Genomic DNA, 19739 nt, shown 5'->3' on the forward strand with positions numbered 1-19739 from the left:
ACGAATGATGCGGGAAAGAGCGAGTTGCTGTCAAGCAAAAATTGTATGACAACTATCCTATTGGTATGACAACTTTCCGGTTGCAATGACCCGTTGGCCCTCCGGCGGAAAAAGTGTCGCAAATTGTCGCATCGCGCCCATGGGGCTTGCCAGCGCGGGGGCAATCGGCTGAATAGGCGCCAATCCTCCCCCGTCCCGACTTGAAACGAGATCAATCCCATGCTGGACAAGAGGCCGCCGCTTCGTGCCGGAGCCCTGTGCGCCATCGCCCTGTCCCTCGCCGCCTGTTCCGGCGGAGAGGACAAGGGCGGCCGCGGCGCGCCCGAGGTCGGTTATGTCACCGCCGCTATCCAGCCGGTGCCCGTCACCACCTCGCTCGGCGGACGCACGGTCGCCTATGAAACGAGCGAAGTGCGCCCGCAGGTGAACGGCCTGATCCAGCGCCGCCTGTTCACCGAGGGCAGCCTCGTGCGCGCCGGCGAACCGCTCTATCAGATCGACGCGCGCCTCTATCGGGCCGGGGTCGATCAGGCGGCGGCAAACCTCGCGAGCGCGCGGGCGAGCGCCGAGGCCGCCGAGGAACGCGCGCGCCGCCTCGAACCGCTCGCCAAGATGCAGGCGGTCGCCGAGCAGGATTATACCGACGCGCTCGCGGCGGCGCGGATGGCGCGCGCCACGGTCGCGCAGAACAGCGCGGCGCTCGAAACCGCGCGCATCAACCTGCGCTTCGCGACGATCACCGCGCCGATCAGCGGCCGCATCGGCCGGTCGCTCGTCACGCCGGGCGGGCTGGTCAGCGCGAGCCAGGCGACCCCGCTCGCGGTGATCCAGCAGACCGACCCGATGTTCGTCGACATGCAGCAGTCGAGCGCCGAGCTCACCGCGCTGCGTGCAGCGATCGAAAGCGGCGGAGTGACCGCCGGCAGCACGTCGGTGCGCCTGCGCCTCGAGGACGGCAGCAATTATGGCTTTGCCGGGACGGTCCAATTCTCGGACGTCACGGTCAACGAGGCGACCGGCACCGTGACGCTGCGCGCGCGCTTCCCCAATCCGAAGGGCGTGCTGCTGCCCGGCATGTTCGTGACCGCGATGTTCGATCAGGCGGTGAACCCGTCGGCGATCCTGCTGCCGCAGGCGGCGGTGCAGCGCGATTTCGACGGGTCGGCCTTCGTCTATCTGGTCGGCAAGGACAATAAGGCGGTGCGGCGCAAGATCGTCGCCGACCGCACCTCGGGCGCCAGCTGGGTCGTCACCGACGGGCTGAAGCCTGGCGAACGCGTCATCACGCAGGGGCTCGGCAATTTGCGGCAGGGCGCGGCGGTCCGCCCCGTCCCGGCGAGCAGTGCGCAGCGCGTCGAGGCGAAGCGTGCCGGCACGGCCGGAGGCGAAGGCGCCGGGGCGAAGGGCGAATAGCGCGTCATGTCGCGTCTTTTCATCAACCGGCCGATCTTCGCCTGGGTGCTGGCGATCATCGTCATGCTCGGCGGCATCGGCGCGCTCTTTTCGCTGCCGATCGAGCAATATCCCGACATCGCGCCGACGCAGGTCAATATCCGCGCCTCCTATCCCGGCGCATCGGCCGAAACGATCGAGAACAGCGTCACGCAGGTACTCGAACAGCAGCTGACCGGGATCGACGGTCTCCTCTATTTCAGCTCGCAATCGAGCTCGCGCGGGCGCGCGGACATCACCGCGATCTTCGTGAAAGGGACCGACCCCGACATCGCGCAGGTGCAGGTCCAGAACAAGATCCAGTCGGCGGTCTCGCGCCTGCCGCAGCAGGTGCAGGCACAGGGCGTGCGCGTCACCAAGTCCAATTCGGATTCGCTGCTGCTCGTCGGCGTCTATGACACGACCGATACGCGGTCGAACCAGGACGTGTCCGACTATCTGTCGTCGAACATCCAGGACCCGCTGTCGCGCGTCGAGGGCGTCGGCGACGTCAATGTCTTCGGGTCGCCGCACGCGATGCGCATCTGGCTGAACCCCCAGCGGCTCGCGGCGATGTCGCTGATGCCGAGCGACGTGGTCGCGGCGATCAGCGCGCAGAACAGCGAGGTCGCGGCGGGCGAGGTCGGCGGCCTGCCCGCGCCCGAGGGCCAGATGCTCAACGCGACGGTCACCGCCCAGTCGCGGATGCAGACCGCCGAACAGTTCGAGAATATCGTGCTCAAGACGCTGCCCGACGGCGCGTCGGTGCGGATCAAGGATGTCGCGCGGGTCGAGATCGGCGCCGAAAGCTACAGCGCGATCGTCCGCGTCAACGGCCATCCCGGATCGGGCATGTCGATCTCGCTGTCGCCGGGGTCCGACGCGCTCGAAACCGCCGAACGCGTCAAGGCGCGGATGACCGAACTCGCCGCCGATTTCCCCGACGGCCTCGCCTACAGCTACGCCAATGATTCGACCGCCTTCATCAAGCTGTCGGTCAGCGAGGTGCAGAAATCGCTGCTGGAGGCGATCCTGCTCGTGATCCTCGTGATGTTCGTCTTCCTGCAAAGCTGGCGCGCAGTGCTGATCCCCGCGATCGCGGTGCCCGTGGTGCTGCTCGGCACCTTCGGCATTTTCTATCTGCTGGGGTTCAGTATCAACACGCTGACGCTGTTCGGGCTGACGCTCGCGATCGGGCTGCTCGTCGACGACGCGATCGTCGTGGTCGAGAATGTCGAGCGGTTGATGGAAGAGAATCCCGGCATGTCGGCGCGCGAGGCGACGATCCAGTCGATGCAGGAACTGCAGGTCGCGCTGATCGCGATCGCGCTCGTGCTGTCGGCGGTGTTCCTGCCGATGGCCTTTTTCGGCGGGTCGACCGGCGTCATCTATCGCCAATTTTCGGTCACGATCGTGTCGGCGATGGCGCTGTCGGTACTCGTCGCCTTGATCCTCAGCCCCGCGCTGACCTCGACCCTGCTCAAGCCCAAGAATGGCGACGGCGCCGGGGACAGCCGCTTTCCGCGTTTCCACGCCTTTCTCGAACGCGCCAGGGATGGCTTCAACACGCGCTTCGACGGCGCGGTCGCCCGCTATGTCGGCAGCGTCACCAAGGTCGTCGACCGCAAGTGGCTGTTCCTCGCCATCTATGCCGTGCTGCTCGCGCTCCTCGCCTTCCTCTTCCTCCGCCTGCCCGGCGGCTTCCTGCCCAATGAGGATCAGGGGCGCGTCTCGATCCAGTTCCGCCTGCCCGCGGGCGCGACGCAGGCGCGCACGATCGAAGTGCGCGACATGGTCGAAAAATATCTGCTGACCGAGGAAAAGGCGAACGTCGGGGCGCTGTTCCTCATCGCCGGCGGCGGCGGCGGCGGCGCGGCCGGGCAGAATACCGGCCAGGGCTATGTCAACCTCGTCCATTGGGATGAGCGGCCGGGCGAGGAGCGCAGCGCCGACGCGATCGCGGGGCGCGCACGCGCCGCGCTCGCCGGGATACGCGATGCGCAGATATTCGCGCTCGTCCCAGGCGCGGTGCGCGGCCTCGGCGATTCGTCGGGCTTCACGATGCAGTTCCAGAACCGCAGCGGGATGAGCCGCGACGATTTCGTCGCCGCGCGCGACAGGCTGCTCGCGATGGCGAACGACAATCCCAAGCTGACGTCGGTGCGCCTGTCCGACTTGCCCGACGTCTCAACGCTCAAGATCGACGTCGATACGCAGCGGCTGACCGCCTATGGCATCGACAATGGCGATGTGAACAACACGCTCGCGACCGCGTGGGGCGGCCGCTACGTCAATGATTTCATCGACAAGGGCCGCGTCAAGCGCGTCTATGTCCAGGGCGACGCCCCCTATCGCGCCAGCCCAGAGGATCTCGGCCAATGGTTCGTGCGCTCCACGGACGGACAGATGTCGCCCTTCTCGGCCTTTGCCACGATCGGCTGGTCGACGACGCCGAGCAGCAGCTCGCGCTTTCAGGGCGTTCCCGCCTTCGAAATCTCGGGCCAGCCGACCCCCGGCACCAGCTCGGGCGAGGCGATGGACGAGATGGAGCGCATGGCGAACCAGATTCCCGGCACCAGCGTCGCCTGGTCGGGCTCCTCCTATGAGGAACGCCTGTCCTCGGGGCAGGCGCCGCTGCTGTACAGCCTGTCTTTGCTCGTCGTCTTCCTCTGCCTCGCCGCGCTCTACGAAAGCTGGTCGATCCCGCTCGCGGTGATCCTCGTCATTCCGCTGGGGCTGATCGGCGCGGTGTTCGCGGTGAATCTGCGCGGGCTCGAAAATGACGTCTATCTCCAGATCGGCCTGCTCACGACAATGGGGCTCGCGGCGAAGAATGCGATCCTGATGATCGAATTCGCCGAGCAGGAGGAACGCAAGGGCAAGCGCGTGATCGAGGCGGCCGTCGAGGCGGCGCGCATCCGCCTGCGTCCGATCCTGATGACGAGCTTCGCCTTCATCTTCGGCGTGCTGCCGCTCGCGATCGCGACCGGCGCGGGCGCGAACAGCCGCGTCGCGATCGGCACCTCGGTGATCGGCGGCATGCTCACCGCCGCCTTCCTCGCCATCTTCTTCATCCCGCTCTTCTTCGTCCTCGTGCGCCGCGGCGTGCGCGACGGACTCGCCGCGATGCGCGCGCGTTTCGGCAGGAAGAAGGGCGATGGCGCCGCGGGAGCGCCGGCATGATCGGCGCCCGCGCGCTCCTCCTTGCCGGCACGCTCGCGCTCGCCGGCTGCTCGCTCGCGCCGAAGACGGTGCTGCCCGCGCCGCCGGTGCCGCAAAGCTGGCCCGCCGGCGACGCCTATCTGCTGCAAAGCGAGGCGACGCTGCCGATCCTCTCCTATAAAAGCGTCTTCACCGACGCGCGGCTGCAGGCGCTGATCGAGCAGGCGCTGGGCGGCAACCGCGACCTGCGCACCGCCTATGCCAATGTCGCCGCGGCGCGCGCACAAGCCCGTGTCACGCGATCGGGGCAATTTCCCGAACTCGGTGTCAGCGCGGGTGCGGGCTATTCGGATAGCGGCGATGCAAGCGGCAGCGGCGATTTCTCGCTGCGCGGCGGCGTCACTGCTTTCGAACTCGACCTGTTCGGCCGCCTCGCCAATCTGGCCGAAGCCGACCGCAACCGCGCGCTCGCGACCGAGGCGGCGTCGCGCACAGTGCGCCTCGCGCTGATCGCGGGCCTCGCCGAGGCGTGGGCGGCCTATGGCGCCGACCGCGACCTGCTGGAAATCGCCGAAGATACCGCCGCCAACGCGCGCGAAAGTGTGCGGCTGACGAAAGCCCGCCTCGACGGCGGCGTCGCGCCGCGCACCGACCTGCGCCAGGCCGAGCAGATCCTCGCGACCGCCGAGGATTCGATCGCGCAGCAGAGGACCGCGCTCGCGCAGGACGAGAATCTGATTCGCCTGCTCGTCGGCGGCAACGTCGATCGCGCGCTGCTGCCTGCGAGCCTGAGCGAAGTTACGCCTTCGGTCGTGTCGCTGCCCGCGGGGGTCAGCTCCGAGATATTGCTGCGCCGCCCCGATGTGATCGAGGCCGAATATGATCTGCGCGCCGCCAACGCCGACATCGGCGCCGCGCGCGCGCGGCTCTTCCCGTCGATCTCGCTCACCGGCTTGCTCGGTTTCGCGAGTGACGCGCTCGGTAGCCTGTTCGACAGCGGGTCGTTCAGCTGGTCGGCGGGCGGCGACGCAAGCGCGACGATCTTCGACGCCGGCGGCCGCCGCGCCGGGGTCGCGGTCAGCGAGGCGCAGCGCGACGCCGCGCTCGCAGGCTATGAAGGCGCGATCCAGACCGCCTTCCGCGAGGTCGCCGACGCGCTCGCGGTGCAGGGCACGATCGCCGAACGCGCGCGCGCCGCCGCCGCCAACAGCACCGCCGCCGCCGACACCGCGACGCTCACCGACGCGCGCTACAAGGGCGGCGTCGACAGCTTTCTTTCCAGCCTCGACGCACAGCGCAGCCTCTATGCGGCGCGGCGGAGCGAGATCGCGACGCAGCTTTTGCTCGTCAACACGCGAATCGCCCTCTTCCGCGCGCTCGGCGGCGACAGCAGCGCCGGGCGTGACGCGGCGGCGCGCTAGATTATCTCACGCAAAGGCGCAAAGGCGCGAAGAAGACGGTTCGGGCCGATAGGCCCATTTCTTCAGCAAAGGCGGCGACCGGCCGCATCGCCGAAAGAGGAGGGCCGCTTCGCGGCAAGCGCGACCTCTTCGCGCCTTCGCGTCTTCGCGTGAAACAAATTGGCGCAGCACCGATGTCTTGACAGGTGCCCTGAATCGCGCGCTAATAGAACATATCAGGAACAAATAATGCGCGAGTCGTCTCACTCTCTCGCCGGGCTGCGCCAACGCATCGCCGGGATCGCCGCCAGTGGCGGCGTCGAAAGCCGCCCGGCCGAGGGGCGGATGGCGAGCGGAGACGCGCGCTTCGACGCGGCGCTCGGCGGCGGGCTCGCGATCGGGCGTTGCCATGAATTTTTCGCCGCCGACGCGCTCGACGCGACGAGCGCCGCCGCCTTTGCCGCGCTGGTCGCGCTGCGCACCCCGGGCACGGCGCCGCTGATCTGGCTGCGCACGTGCGATGCCGGCAGGCGCGGTGGCCGCATCTATGCCCCCGGCATCGCCGAGCTCGGCGGCGATCCCGATCGGTTGCTGCTCGTCGAGGCCTCCGATCCCAAGATGCTGCTCGCCTGCGCCAATGATGCCGTCCGCTGTGCGGGATCGGCGGCGGTGATCGTCGAAAGCTGGGGCCAATTCCCTTTGCTCGATCTCACCGCGGGGCGACGCCTCGCGCTCGGCGCGCGCGACGCGGGCACGGCCCTGTTGATGCTGCGCCTGAACGCGGCCCCGGCGCCAAGCGTCGCCGAAACGCGCTGGAGCGTCGCCGCCGCGCCCTCGCGCGCGCTCGAGGCCGACGCCCCCGGCGCGCCCGCCTTCGATCTCGAATTGCTGCGCTGGCGCGGCGGCCCCGCGGGGACGCGCTGGCGACTGGACTGGAACCATGACGAAAAACGCTTCGAAGACGCGGCGCTATCTGGCGCTCTTCTTCCCCTTCCTGCCCGCCGAACGATGGCTTCGCGCGGCGCCGCGGCCGCCTGACACGCCGCTCGTCTTCGCCGAGAAGGCGCGCGGCGCGATGCGTCTCGCGAGCGTCGATGCGGCCGCGCTCGCGGTCGGGCTGCGTCCGGGCATGCCGCTCGCCGATGCGCGCGCGCAGGTCGGCGAGCTCACGGTCGTGCCGCACGATCCGGTGCGCGATGCGGAATGGCTCGACCGGCTCGCGCAGGGCTGCGCGCGCTACACGCCGCTCGTCGCGCTCGATGCGCCCGACGGGCTGATCCTCGACATCGCGGGCGCCGCGCATCTCTTCGGCGGCGAGACGGGGCTGATCGCCGACATCGAGATGCGCTTCGCGCGGCTCGGCATGACGCTCCGTCCCGCGCTCGGCCCGACCGCCGACGCCGCGCGCGCGCTCGCGCGCCATCAGGCGCGCCCCGCCCCCGACGAAGCGGGCGCGATCCGCCGTCTGCCCGTCGCCGCGCTCGAACTCGATCCCGAGGCGACGACCGCGCTCATGCGCGCGGGATTGAAGACGATCGGCGACCTCGCGAGCCGCCCGATGGCGAACCTCGCCGCGCGCTTCGGCGCCGGCGCCGCAATGGCGCTGCGCCGCATATTGGGCGATGCGCCAAGCCCGCTCGACCCGCGCGTGACGCCGCCGCCCGTCGCCGCCGAACGCCGCTTCGCCGAGCCGCTCGGCAGTAGCGCGCACGCGACCAAAGTGCTTGCCGAGCTCGCCGCCGAAGCGATCGAAGAGCTTGGCGAACGCGGCAAGGGCGGGCGTCATTTCCGCGCGACCTTCTTTCGCAGCGATGGCCTCGCGCGGACGATCGCGGTCGAGACCGGCCACCCGACGCGCGACGCCGGCCTCGTCATACGCCTCTTCGCCGAACGCATGGACGGGCTCGCCGACCCGCTCGACCCCGGTTTCGGCTTCGACATGATCCGTCTCGCGGTGCCGCGGCTCGAGGCGCTCGGCGCAAGCCAGCTGGGGCTCGAGGGCGGTGCCGTGAAGGAGGCCGCGATCGACGAACTCGCCGACCGGCTCGCGACGCGGCTCGGGCGCGGGCGGGTGCGTCGGCTGCGTCCCGCCGACACGCATATTCCCGAACAGGCGCAGCTCGAGCTGCCCGCGATCGACGCGCCCGCGCCGCTGCCTTGGCAGGCGCCCGAACCAGGCGAACCGCCGACACGCCCTTTCCATCTCTTCGACCCGCCGCAGCCGATCGAGGTGATCGCCGAGGTGCCCGACGGCCCCCCGCAGCGTTTCCGCTGGCGCCGCGCCTTTCACGCGATCCGCCGCTACGAAGGCCCCGAACGCATCGCCGCCGAATGGTGGCGCCGCCGCGACAATGGCGGGCTGACGCGCGACTATTACCGCGTCGAGGACGCGCAGGGCCGCCGCTTCTGGCTCTTCCGTCACGGTCTCTACGACGAAAAGCCCGACCCGCGCTGGTATATCCACGGGGTCTTCGCATGAGCGATGCGCCCGAAACCGAGCCCGGCTTCGCCGAGCTGGTCGCCGCGACCAATTACAGTTTCCTGCGCGGCGCATCGCATCCGCACGAGATGGTCGCGCAGGCCCTCGCCCTCGGCATGAAAGGCATCGGCATCGCCGACCGCAACAGCGTCGCGGGGGTGGTGCGGGCGTGGGCCTTTCTGAAGGAGCAGCAGGTCAAACAGCCCGAGATGGTGGCAGACTTCCGGCTGGTGGTGGGCGCGCGGCTCGTCTTCGCCGACGGCACCCCCGACATCGTCGCCTATCCCGTCGATCGCCAAGGCTGGGGAAGACTGACGCGCCTTCTGTCGACGGGAAACCTGCGCGCGCAAAAGGGCGACTGCATTCTCCATCTCGAAGACCTGCTCGATCATTGCGACGATCTCCTCCTCATCGCGCTGGAAGGCGACGAGGAGTTGCTCCGCACCCTCAAAAGCAAGCGACCGAAGTCGGTCTGGCTGGCGGCCACGATGCCGCAATCGGGCGCCGACGCGCGCCGGCTGGCCGAACTCCAGCGCGTGTCGGCGGCAACCGGCGTTCCCCTGCTCGCGACCAACGACGCGCTTTATGCAACCAGGAAACAGCGCCCGCTTCACGATATCATCACCTGCATCCGCGAGGGCACGACGATCTCGAAAGCCGGCAGGCTGCTTCGCGCCAATGGCGAGCGTTATCTGAAAGCGCCCGCCGAGATGAAACGCCTGTTCGAAGGTTATCCGAAGGCAATCGAAGCAAGCACAAAGCTGCTCGCACGCATCGGCTTTCGCCTCGACGATTTGCGCTACGAATATCCGCACGAGCCGGTGCCACCGGGATGGAAACCTTTCAACTATCTCCATCATCTGGTGAAGACCGCAGCAGAGAAGCGTTACGGCACGCCTCTCGACCGAAAGGTCCGAAAGCTGATCGGCAACGAGCTTCGACTGATCAGACGGCGGGACTATGTCTATTATTTCCTGACGGTCTACGATCTCGTCCGTTTCGCTCGCTCTCAGAAGCCGCCCATTCTGTGTCAGGGCCGCGGGTCGGCCGCCAATTCGATCGTGTGCTTCCTCCTCGGCGTCACCTCGGTCGACCCGATTGAACATAAATTACTCTTCTCGCGCTTTGTTTCGGCCGAGCGCGACGAGCCCCCCGATATCGACGTCGACTTCGAACATGAACGGCGCGAGGAAGTCATTCAGCATATCTACGACCGCTATGGCCGCGAGCGCGCCGCAATCGCGGCGACGGTCATCCACTATCGACCGCGCAGCACGATCCGCGAAGTCGGAAAGGCACTGGGTCTCAGCGAGGACGTCACCGCGCGGCTCGCCGACACGAGCTGGGGAAGCTGGGGCGACGAGGTGCCGATCGAACGGCTCGTCGAAGCCGGCCTCAATCCGCACAATGGGGAGATCGAGCGGCTACACCGCTTCGTTGGTGAATTGCTCAAAGCCCCGCGCCATCTGTCGCAGCATGTCGGCGGCTTCGTGCTGACCGAAGGACCGCTCGATGAGCTGGTGCCGATTCATAATGCCGCGATGGACGGCCGCACCTTCATCGAATGGGACAAGGACGACATCGATGCACTCGGGTTGATGAAGGTCGATGTGCTCGCGCTCGGTATGCTGACCTGTATCCGCAAATGCTACGACCTCATGCGCGAGTATGGACTAGGGAATCATACGCTCGAACTCGACATCGATTGCAAGGATCCGGCTGTTTACCGGATGCTCTGCAAGGGCGACAGCATCGGCGTCTTTCAGGTCGAAAGCCGCGCTCAGATCAACATGCTACCGCGCCTGAGGCCTGAAAAATTTTATGATCTCGTCGTTCAAGTGGCAATCGTTCGCCCCGGTCCGATCGAGGGGGATATGGTGCACCCCTATCTTCGCAGACGGAATCAAGAGGAGAAGGTGGATTACCCCTCCCCTGCCCCTCAGTATCCGCAAGACGAGCTTGTCGATGTTTTGGGCGACACCTACGGCGTTCCCCTGTTCCAAGAACAGGCGATGAAGCTCGCCATTGTCGCCGCGGGTTTCACACCCGAAGAGGCGAACGGTCTACGCCGTGCGATGGCGACCTTCCGCAATGTCGGGACGATCGACAATTTCCGGGAGAAGATGGTCGGAGGCATGGTGCGGCGCGGCTACAAGCAGGACTTCGCCGAACGCTGTTTCAAACAGATCGAGGGGTTCGGCAGCTACGGCTTTCCCGAAAGCCACGCCCAGTCCTTCGCGCGGCTCGTCTATGTCTCCTCATGGATCAAGCATTACCACCCCGCCGTCTTCGCGTGCGGCATCCTCAATTCGCAGCCGATGGGCTTCTACGCCCCCGCGCAGCTCGTGCGCGATGCGCGCGAACATGGGGTCGAGGTACGCGCGGCCGATGTCAATGCGAGCGGCTGGGACAATAGTCTCGAGCGAAGGGACGATGGCAGCCTCGCGCTCCGGCTCGGCTTTCGCCAAGTCGACGGGTTTCGCGAGGAATGGGCGAAACAGATCGTCGATGCGCGTATGACGCCTTTCGCCTCGGTCGAGGAACTGGCGCGCCGCGCCAATCTTCCCGCGCGCGCGCTGCGCCTGCTTGCCGATGCCGATGCGTGCCGGTCGATGGGGCTCGATCGGCGCCCGGCATTATGGGATGCGCGGCGGGTGCGGCAGGGGGTGTTGCCGCTGTTCGGCGCCGCCGGGGCGGACGAGCTGGGGGCGGAGGAGGATGCCGCGCTGCCGCCGACGCCGCTCGTCGAGCATGTGCTCACCGATTATCAGACGACGCGCCTGTCGCTGAAGGGCCATCCGATGGCCTTTCTGCGCCGTGACTTCGCACGCGAGGGCGTGCTGAGCGCGGCCGGGGTCGCCGCGGCGAAGAACGGGTCGATCGTCCGCACCGCCGGCGTCGTGCTGATCCGCCAGCGGCCGGGCAAGGGCAATGCGATCTTCATCACGCTCGAGGACGAGAGCGGGATCGTGAACATCCTGCTGTGGGCGCGCCATTTCGAGCGCCAGCGCCGCGCGGTGATGGCGTCGCGGCTGATGCTCGCCGAGGGCGAGGTGCAGCGGAGCAAGGAAGGGGTGATCCACCTGATGGCGACGCGCATCGTCGACCGGACGGCAATGCTCGACAGGCTGGGGAGCGACCAGCGCGGCGATCCCGACATTTGCCAGGCCGACGCGGCCAAGCCTCCGCAGCCGCCGCGCGGCCATGCGGCGCGGCACGGCCATCCGCGCAACGTCCGCATCCTGCCCAAGTCACGCGACTTTCATTGAGGCAGACGGGCTGCACGGATTGCAGGCGCGCCGGCTTGGGGGTGGGGAGCGGACGTTAGGTTCCATTAAGCCCCTCCCCTTCAGGGGAGGGGCAACGAAGACTTGGCAGCTTGCTGCCTAGTCGCAGTGGGGTGGGGGCCATCGGCCTAGCGCAAGGCCGATGACCCCCACCCCAACCCCTCCCCTGAAGGGGAGGGGCTTTCTTCTCTCTATGTCCGCAACCAGCCGAAAGCTGCCGCGACGACGGATCGCGGCGCTCGCCCAATAAAAGACGCCCCGGCTGTGGGGGCCGGGGCGTCGTATCAGGCTATCTAAGGGACCAACCGAATATAGCCTGAAATTTTCGCGAAGCTTAGCGGAGCAGGTTCATCACGCCCTGCGAGCTCTGGTTCGCCTGGGCGAGCATCGCGGTCGATGCCTGCGCCAGAATGCCGGCGGCCGCGAGGTTCGTCGATTCGACCGAGAAATCGGCGTCTTCGATGCGCGACTTCGATTCCGACAGATTCGTGACGCTCGACGTCAAATTGTCGACAGCCGAAGTCAGGCGGTTCTGCTGGGCACCCAGGTTGGCGCGTTCGGTCGCAACCGTGTCGATCGCCGTGTCGAGCGTCGCAAGCGCGCCCTGCGCACCCGCTGCGGTCGAGAAGTCGAGCCCGTCGACGCCAAGCGCCGTCGCCTGCAGATCGGCGATCGTGATGTTCACGACCTGACCCGAGTCCAGACCCGTCTGGATGTCGAAGCCCGCGGCGACGCTGCCGTTGAGCAGCACATTGTCGTTGAAGGTAGTACGGGTCGCGACGTCGCCGATCTGCGAAATCAGTGCGGTAACTTCTTCCTGCACCAGCGTACGGTCGTCGTCGCTCAGCGTGCCCGTCGAGGCCTGCATCGCCAGTTCGCGCATGCGGACGAGGATGTCCGAGATGCTGCCGGCGGCGCTGTCGGCGGTCTGGGCAAGCGAAATGCCGTCGTTGGCATTGCGGATCGCCTGGGTCAGGCCGCGGGCGCTGGCGTCCATGCGGGTCGCGATGGCGAGGCCGGCGGCGTCGTCCTTCGCGCTGTTGATGCGCTTGCCGCTCGACAGGCGTTCCATCGCCTGCGACTGCATTTGGTTGGCGACACGCGAATTATTCTGGGCGCGAAGCGCGCTCACATTGGTGTTGATGACAGTCATCTTTGTTCCTTTCCGGCCTCGACGGCCATTCCCGTGATGTGAGGGCTCGAGGAGCGGTCACGAAGCCAGTAACGGCGAGCGGCGGCGGCGCTTAAGCCCGGCGCGTCAAAAAAATGCCGGAAGCAGCCGGCCGCCCTCGCCATGGCGATCTAAGCCACGAAAAATATTATATAAATTTTTTTGGCACGAGCTTTGCATTCTTCTTTGTGCGTGCGGCAGACCGCCGCGCAACAGGACGGATGAGAAGCAATGAGCACGATTGACCCGAGCCGGCTGCTGCAGATGCGCAGTTCGATCCTCAATCAGAATCAGGCGTTGCAGCGCGCCGCCGGGCGCGGCGGCATCGGCGCGGCCGAAGGCGGCGTCGAGGGCGCCGGGGGAACTCCCGATTTCGGCGCGGCGATCAACAATGCGCTGCAACAGGTCAACGCCCAGCAGTCGAAGGCGAGCCAGATCAGCGAAGCCTATGAACGCGGCGATACGCACGACATCGTCAGCGTGATGATCGAGCGCCAGAAGGCCTCGCTCGGCTTCGAAACCACCCTGCAAGTCCGCAACAAGCTGCTGTCCGCCTATCGCGACATCATGAACATGCCGGTGTAATCCATGGCCGAAGCACAAATCCTGACCCCCGTCCCCAATTCGAGGGACGATGGCGCCGCGAACCGCCTCCCCGTCCTTGGCGGCCGCCTCGCCCCCTTCACGCAATTCATCCGCCAGCCCGCCGTCCAGCGCGCGCTGCCCGCGATCGCGATGACTTCGGCGATCGGCATCGCCGCGCTCGCCTATTTCACGATGCAGGCGGCGCCGCAGGCGCAGCTCTTCGCCGGGCTCGACGACGCCGACAAGGCGGCGGTCGCCGAGGCGCTGCAATCGCAGGGCATCGCGCACAGCATCGACGCCTCGACCGGCGCGCTGACCGTCGACGCCGACAAGCTGCATCAGGCGCGCATCGCGCTCGCCGGACAGGGCCTTCCCAAGGCGGCGCCGAGCGGCGACAGCCTGATCGCCTCGCTGCCCATGGGGTCGAGCCGCGCGATCGAGGGCGAGGCGCTGCGCTCGGCGCGCGAAGCCGACCTGTCGCGCACGATCGAGACGATCGACGCGGTCAAGAGCGCGCGCGTCCATGTCGCCGCCGCCGAACCGAGCCTGTTCGTCCGCGACGATAAGCCCGCCACCGCGTCGGTGATGCTCACTCTCCAGAACGGCCGCTCGCTCAGCGACGGGCAGGTGCAGGCGATCCGCTTCCTCGTCGCCTCGTCGGTGCCCGGCATGAACGCCGATCAGGTGTCGGTGATCGACCAGCGCGGCGCGCTGCTTTCCGATACCGCGAGCGGCAGCGACATGAAGGCGTTCCAGCTGCAATTGCAGATCGAGGACCGCTTTCGCCGCGCTCTCGACACGTTGCTCGGCCCGATGCTCGGCGCCGGCAATTACACGGTCGAGGTCCACGCCGACGTCGACATGTCCGAAAGCCAGGCGACGCGCGAAAGCTTCCCCGAGAACGACCGCGCGCTGACCAGCGAACGCATCACCCGTTCGACGAGCGGGACGAGCGCGCCCGCCGTCGGCATCCCCGGTGCGCTGTCGAACCAGCCGCCGCAGGCGACGACGGTCACCGCCGAGGGGCCGCAGCCAGCCGCGCCCGGCGCCCCGGCGCCCGGCATCGAAAGCAACGAAAACGCCGCGCGCGCCTATGAGGTCGGCCGCGAGATTTCGGTCACCCATTCGCCGCAGGGCAGGCTGCGCCGCGTCTCGGTCGCCGTCGCGCTCAATCAGGGCAAGAAGGCGCTGACGCAGGCCGACCTGACCAAGATCGACAGCCTCGTCAAAGGCGCGATCGGCTATGACGCCACGCGCGGCGACCTCGTCGCGATCAGCCAGCGCCCCTTCGCCCCCGTCGAGAACAGCGAACCGGCCTTTTACGATCAGGGCTGGTTCCTGCCGCTCGTCAAGCAGGTCGGCGCGATTCTCGCCGCGCTGCTCGCCTTCCTGTTCATCGGCCGCCCGATGATCCGCGCCGCGAAGGAACGCGCCGCCAGGCGCGCCGAACAGAATCAGGAGCTCGAAGCGTCGCTGCTCGCCGCGACCGACCGCCCGGCGCTCGCCGGCGGATCGAACCATCGCGAAATCACCCTCGAGATGATCGAACAGGCGCCGAGCTATGAAGCGCGCGCCAATCTGGTCCGCGCCTTCGTCCGCCAGGATTCGGCGCGCGCCGCGCTCGTCGTCCGCCATCTGATGCAGGAGGGCGCCCGTGCCTGAGGTCGCCGAACTCGACAACGCGCCCGCGATGCCGGCGATCGAAGGATCGGCCGCCGCCGCGATCCTGCTGATGCTGCTCGATGAAAGCGAGGCCGCGACGATCCTGAAGCAGCTCGATCCCGACGAAGTGCGCCAGCTCGCGAAGGCGATGTTCGACACCGCCAACGCCAGCGAGCAGCAGATCGGGCAGGCGCTCGACCGCTTCGTGACGCGCAGCCGCGACGTCAGCGCGCTCGCGATCGGCGCCGACACGCGCATCCGCACCGTGATCAACGAGGCGGTGGGCAATGTCCGCGCCGACAATATCCTCGCCGCCGTCGCGCCGCAGCGCAGCGCCGCCTCGCTCGAAATGCTGCGCTGGATGGACGTCGATGCGATCAGCGGCCTGCTCGCGAGCGAGCATCCGCAGGTCGGCGCGCTGATCCTGTCGGTGCTCGTCCCCGACGTCGCCGCGCGCGCGATCGAAACGCTCGACGAACTGCTGCAGGCCGATCTGGTGCTGCGCGCCGCGATGCTCACCTCGGTCCCCGCCGCGGCGATCGAGGACCTCGAATCGGTGCTCGCGAGCGCCAATGTCGACGGCCAGCGCGTCGCCAAGCAGACGATCGGCGGCCCGAGCGACGTCGCCAAGATCATGAAGAAGATGCCCAAGCAGCTCAGCGAGCGCACGATCCGCGCGCTCAAGAAGCACGACCGCATCCTCGCCCAAACGATCGAGGAAGAGATGTTCATCTTCGAAAATCTACGCGACCTCGACAAGAAGAGCCTCAGCAGCGTGCTGCGCTCGGTCGACGCCGCGCAGCTCGCGATCGCGCTCAAGGGCGCCGATGCGGATATGGTCGATATGTGCCTCGCCACCATGTCGCAGCGCGCCGCCGAAACGATCCGCGACGAGATGGACGAGATGACGATGGTCAAGCGCGCCGACGTCGACGACGCGCAGAAGAGCGTGATGCAGATCGTGCGCCAGATGGCGGCGGCCGGCGAGATCATGATCGCGGGCGGAAGCGACGATTATGTCTGATCGCGCCGCCGAAACGGGCTTCGCCCCCGTTGCCCTCACCGACGCGATGACGCGAAACGGCGGCTTTCGCCCGCTGTCCTTCGCGCCCGCAATCCCGGACGCGCCCGCGGAGCCCGAAAGCCCGGGCGAAATCGACCTCGAGGATCCCTTCGCGCTCGGGCTCGCCGAAGGCCAGCGCCTCGCCGAAGCCGCCTTCGTCGCCGAGCGCCACCAGCTGCTCGCGCTGCTCGCCGGCGCCGAGGCGTTGCAGGACGAGCCGAGCGAGGAACTGGCGCAGCTGATCGCCGCGACCGTCGAACGCCTCGTCCGCCAGATCGTCGCCACCGCGCCGATCGACGCCGAATGGCTGCAGGCGCAGGTCGAGACCGCCGCGGCGATGATCGCCGACGCCGACAAGGCACGCACGCTCTGGGTCCATCCCGACGATGCCGCCCTGCTCGCCGACGCGCCGCTGGCGATGGCGATCGAAAGCGATCCGGCGATGATGCGCGGCACCGTGCGCATCGAAACCTCCACCGGCTGGATCGAGCATGGCCGCGCGGTCTATCTCGAGGAACTGCGCGCCGCGCTCGGCGAAAGCGAAGCCGCATGACGCGCCGCCTCGCCCTTTCGGCGCAGCAATTGCTCGACCCCGTCGACCTGGCGCACGCCAGCCCGCGCCGTATCGGCACGCTCGTCTCGCACGAGGGGATCATGCTCGAAGTGTCGGGTTTCCCGATGCCGCTCGGCAGCAATGTCCGCATCCGGTCGGCCGACAATGATTATGTCTATGGCGAAGTGGTCGGCTTTCGCGGCCACCGCAGCCTCGTCCTCCCGTTCGACGCGGGCAAGCCGCTCGTCACCGGCGCGCCGGTCGAGCCGCACGGCGCGTCGAGCATGGTCCCGGTCGGCAAGGCGCTGCTCGGCCGCATCATGGACGCGCAGGGTAACCCGCTCGACGGCCGCCCGGCGATCAAATCGCAATTCCAGTGGCCGCTTGCGGGCCGCAAGGTCAATCCGCTGCGCCGCGGCCGCGTCACCCGCGCGCTCAACATGGGCGTGCGCGCGATCAACGGCCTGCTCACCGTCGGCGAAGGCCAGCGCGTCGCGATCATCGCGGGCTCGGGCGTCGGCAAGTCGGTGCTGATGGGCCAGATGATCGCGGGCACCGAATGCGACGTCATCGTCGTCGGGCTGATCGGCGAGCGCAGCCGCGAGGTCAGCGACTTCGTCGAGACAAAGCTGCCCCCCGAGGTGCGCAAGAAATCGGTCGTCGTCGCGGTCCCCGCCGACCATCCGCCGCTGCTGCGCCTGCGCGCCGCGATGCGCGCGACCGCGATCGCCGAGGCCTTTCGTGCCGAGGGCAAGAAGGTGCTGCTCCTCATCGACAGCCTGACCCGCGTCGCGCATGCGCAGCGCGAGATCGGCCTGACGCTCGGCGAACCGCCGACGATGAAGGGCTATCCGCCGTCGGTCTTCGCGCTCATCCCCTCGCTGTGCGAGCGCGCCGGCATCGACCGCGAAACCGGCGGCTCGGTCACCGCGCTCTATACGGTGCTCGCCGATGGCGGCGACATCGACGACCCCGTCGTCGATTCCGCGCGCGCGATCGTCGACGGCCATATCATCCTGTCGCGCGCGCTCGCCGAACAGGGCGTCTATCCCGCGATCGACGTCGCGCGATCGCTGTCGCGCACGATGGTCGATTCGGTCGACCCCGAACATGCCGCCGCCGCCGCGCGCTTCCGCCAGCTCTGGTCGCTCTATGAAGAGAATCGCGACCTGATGCTGATGGGCGCTTACGTCGCCGGTGCCGATCCGGTGCTCGACACCGCGATCGCCCGCCACGCCGACCAGCTCGCCTATGTTTCCCAGCCTGCCAAAGCGCAGGTCGATTTCGACATTTCCCGCCAAGCCCTGATCGAAGGATATTCCGCATGAACGCCCGCACCGCACGCCGCAAACGCATCATCCGCGTGCGCTCCGTCGAACATCAGATGGCGGAGGCCAATCTGGCGCGCGCCAATGGCGAGCTGGCGAATCTGGTCGAACTCGCCAAGCGGCTCGAAACGCTGCGCGTCGACCTCGCGATGGCGAAAGGTGCGGTCGCCGGCCGCGCGCTCAACACGATCGGCGAGCTCGCGATGCGGCTCGACATCGCGCAGGAAAGCCTGACCGCGCCGCTGAGCAATGCGAGCCAGCGCCGCGACGAGATGGGTGCGCGCGCGCAGAGCGCGATGGTTCGGGAAGAATCGGCGGTGCGCCTCTATGAGCGCAGCCGCAAGTCGGCCGAGGCCGAGCAGGAGCGGCGCGACGACGCCAACCGTCCGCACCGCCCGCGGACGGGCATGCGCCTGCGCCTGATCGAAGGCGGCGCGGCATGATGAGCGCCCCCGCCCTTCCCCAGCCGCAGGGCGCGATGCCCGCGGGTTTCGCGACTTTTCTCGCCAATATCGGCCAGCTTCCCGATGGCGGCAGCGAAAACTCCGGTTTCGACCAGCTGCTCGCCGCGGCGCCCGTTGCGGCGGCTCCGGCGACCAGCGCGGCCGCAACGATCAAGTTCGACCCCGCGCCGGGGGCCGATGCCGTGGTTCCGCAAATCGACACGCCGCCGCTCGAGGACAGCGTGAGGGTCGAAGCGCCGGTCGTCAAAACCGAGCCGGCCGAAGCCGACGCCGCCGCGCTGGCCGCGACCCTGCTGGTCGCGCTGGGCGGCGGCGCCCCCGGTTCGGCAACCGCGTCCGGCAAGCCGGTATCGATCGAAGCCGAAGCGGACGCCGCCCCCGATACGGCGGAAATGGGAGATGCCGTCCCCAACGCCGCTCCGGCAACCGATCCGGCCGCGATCGTGGCCGCAGCCTTTCCGACCGCCGCGAAGCCCGCCAGGCCGGTCGAGGCGTCGCAGGTTCGGGCCGAGACCGATGCACCGGCAACGCCCGTCGTTCCGCGCCCGCGCGATCCAGCGACGCCGATGCCGGTCCTGACCGGCGCCGAAGCCCCAGCCGCCAAGCCCGTCGACGCCGCGCCGTCGATGACGATCCTCTTCGCTCAGCCCGCCGCTCCGGGTGCGACCGTCGCGGCCGTCGCCACCGCACCGGTCCAGCTCGCCGAGCGCGTGCTCGACATGGACAGCGACGGCGCGTGGATCGATCAGCTCGCGCGCGACATCGCCGCGACCAGGTCGGACAGCGGCGACATCAGCTTTCGCCTGATGCCGCGTCATCTGGGCCGGCTCGACGTCGCGATGCAAATGGGGGACGAGGGCGTCGCGCTGAAGATGGACACGCACCATGAAGCGACCGCGACGATCGTCACCGCCGCGCAGGGCCGTCTCGTCGAAGAACTGCGCCAGCAGGGCGTCCGCGTCGCCGGCGCCGAAGTGACCTGCACCCCGGGCGAGACCGGACGTCAATCGCAAGGCCAGGGCCGCGGAACCGCGCCCGATCCCGCGCACCTCATCGAAACCGCCACCCAGCGCGCCGAGCCGCGCCCAGAAACCGATAGCGAAGGCCGCGCCGCCGACCGCCGCGGCCGCTTCGCCTGATCAGAAAGGTCCATC

Annotated in this window: 14 protein-coding genes; 13 read left to right on the forward strand and 1 reads right to left on the reverse strand. The window is 68.1% G+C overall.

Annotated elements, in window-relative coordinates; translation table 11 throughout:
* The first annotated feature begins 219 nt into the window (after nucleotides 1-219).
* The 6 genes from QZL87_RS17165 (at nucleotide 220) to QZL87_RS17190 (ending at nucleotide 11741) form a co-directional block, all read left to right on the forward strand.
* Nucleotides 220-1413 carry an efflux RND transporter periplasmic adaptor subunit gene (locus tag QZL87_RS17165; protein ID WP_295321610.1) on the forward strand — a complete coding sequence of 398 codons (1194 nt, stop codon included), beginning with the start codon at nucleotides 220-222 and terminating at the stop codon, nucleotides 1411-1413.
* Nucleotides 1414-1419: 6 nt separating this feature from the next.
* Entirely contained in the window at nucleotides 1420-4614 is a 3195-nt protein-coding gene (locus QZL87_RS17170) for an efflux RND transporter permease subunit (RefSeq protein ID WP_295321611.1), read from the forward strand.
* Complete coding sequence (locus tag QZL87_RS17175) at nucleotides 4611-6014, forward strand: efflux transporter outer membrane subunit (protein WP_295321612.1); 1404 nt, start codon at nucleotides 4611-4613, stop codon at nucleotides 6012-6014. The genes QZL87_RS17170 and QZL87_RS17175 overlap by 4 nt, the downstream gene beginning before the upstream one ends.
* A 228-nt stretch (nucleotides 6015-6242) precedes the next feature.
* The gene (locus tag QZL87_RS17180; protein WP_295321613.1) at nucleotides 6243-7031 is read left to right on the forward strand and encodes a hypothetical protein; all 789 of its coding nucleotides are present in this window, start codon (nucleotides 6243-6245) and stop codon (nucleotides 7029-7031) included.
* Nucleotides 6934-8472 (forward strand): DNA polymerase Y family protein, encoded by a 1539-nt coding sequence (locus QZL87_RS17185; protein ID WP_295321614.1) that lies wholly within the window; start codon nucleotides 6934-6936, stop codon nucleotides 8470-8472. The genes QZL87_RS17180 and QZL87_RS17185 overlap by 98 nt, the downstream gene beginning before the upstream one ends.
* On the forward strand, nucleotides 8469-11741 hold the full coding sequence (locus QZL87_RS17190) for an error-prone DNA polymerase (RefSeq protein ID WP_295321615.1): 3273 nt from the start codon (nucleotides 8469-8471) through the stop codon (nucleotides 11739-11741). Before QZL87_RS17185 ends, QZL87_RS17190 begins: the two co-directional genes overlap by 4 nt.
* A 352-nt stretch (nucleotides 11742-12093) precedes the next feature.
* Here the strand turns inward: QZL87_RS17190 and QZL87_RS17195 are convergent, their stop codons facing one another.
* Nucleotides 12094-12912, reverse strand: coding sequence for a flagellin (locus QZL87_RS17195; RefSeq protein WP_295321616.1), 819 nt, complete (start codon nucleotides 12910-12912; stop codon nucleotides 12094-12096).
* 249 nt (nucleotides 12913-13161) lie between these two features.
* On the opposite strand from QZL87_RS17195, the gene fliE reads away from it, so the two are divergent.
* Genes fliE through QZL87_RS17230 form a run of 7 tightly spaced genes read left to right on the forward strand, consistent with a single transcriptional unit; the run spans nucleotide 13162 to nucleotide 19724 of the window.
* Nucleotides 13162-13515 carry a flagellar hook-basal body complex protein FliE gene (gene fliE, locus QZL87_RS17200; RefSeq protein WP_295321617.1) on the forward strand — a complete coding sequence of 118 codons (354 nt, stop codon included), beginning with the start codon at nucleotides 13162-13164 and terminating at the stop codon, nucleotides 13513-13515.
* 3 nt (nucleotides 13516-13518) lie between these two features.
* The gene (gene fliF / locus QZL87_RS17205; protein WP_295321618.1) at nucleotides 13519-15177 is read left to right on the forward strand and encodes a flagellar basal-body MS-ring/collar protein FliF; all 1659 of its coding nucleotides are present in this window, start codon (nucleotides 13519-13521) and stop codon (nucleotides 15175-15177) included.
* Nucleotides 15170-16201, forward strand: coding sequence for a flagellar motor switch protein FliG (gene fliG / locus QZL87_RS17210; RefSeq protein ID WP_295321619.1), 1032 nt, complete (start codon nucleotides 15170-15172; stop codon nucleotides 16199-16201). Before fliF ends, fliG begins: the two co-directional genes overlap by 8 nt.
* Nucleotides 16194-16793, forward strand: a complete 600-nt coding sequence (locus tag QZL87_RS17215) for a FliH/SctL family protein (RefSeq protein ID WP_295321620.1) — start codon at nucleotides 16194-16196, stop codon at nucleotides 16791-16793. The genes fliG and QZL87_RS17215 overlap by 8 nt, the downstream gene beginning before the upstream one ends.
* On the forward strand, nucleotides 16790-18121 hold the full coding sequence (locus QZL87_RS17220; RefSeq protein WP_295321621.1) for a FliI/YscN family ATPase: 1332 nt from the start codon (nucleotides 16790-16792) through the stop codon (nucleotides 18119-18121). Before QZL87_RS17215 ends, QZL87_RS17220 begins: the two co-directional genes overlap by 4 nt.
* On the forward strand, nucleotides 18118-18564 hold the full coding sequence (locus tag QZL87_RS17225) for a hypothetical protein (RefSeq protein WP_295321622.1): 447 nt from the start codon (nucleotides 18118-18120) through the stop codon (nucleotides 18562-18564). Before QZL87_RS17220 ends, QZL87_RS17225 begins: the two co-directional genes overlap by 4 nt.
* A complete protein-coding gene (locus QZL87_RS17230; protein ID WP_295321623.1) occupies nucleotides 18561-19724 on the forward strand; it encodes a flagellar hook-length control protein FliK in 1164 nt (387 codons plus the stop codon). Before QZL87_RS17225 ends, QZL87_RS17230 begins: the two co-directional genes overlap by 4 nt.
* The last annotated feature ends 15 nt before the right edge of the window (nucleotides 19725-19739 follow it).

The sequence above is a fragment of the uncultured Sphingopyxis sp. genome, from assembly GCF_900078365.1.
Classification (GTDB): Bacteria; Pseudomonadota; Alphaproteobacteria; order Sphingomonadales; family Sphingomonadaceae; genus Sphingopyxis.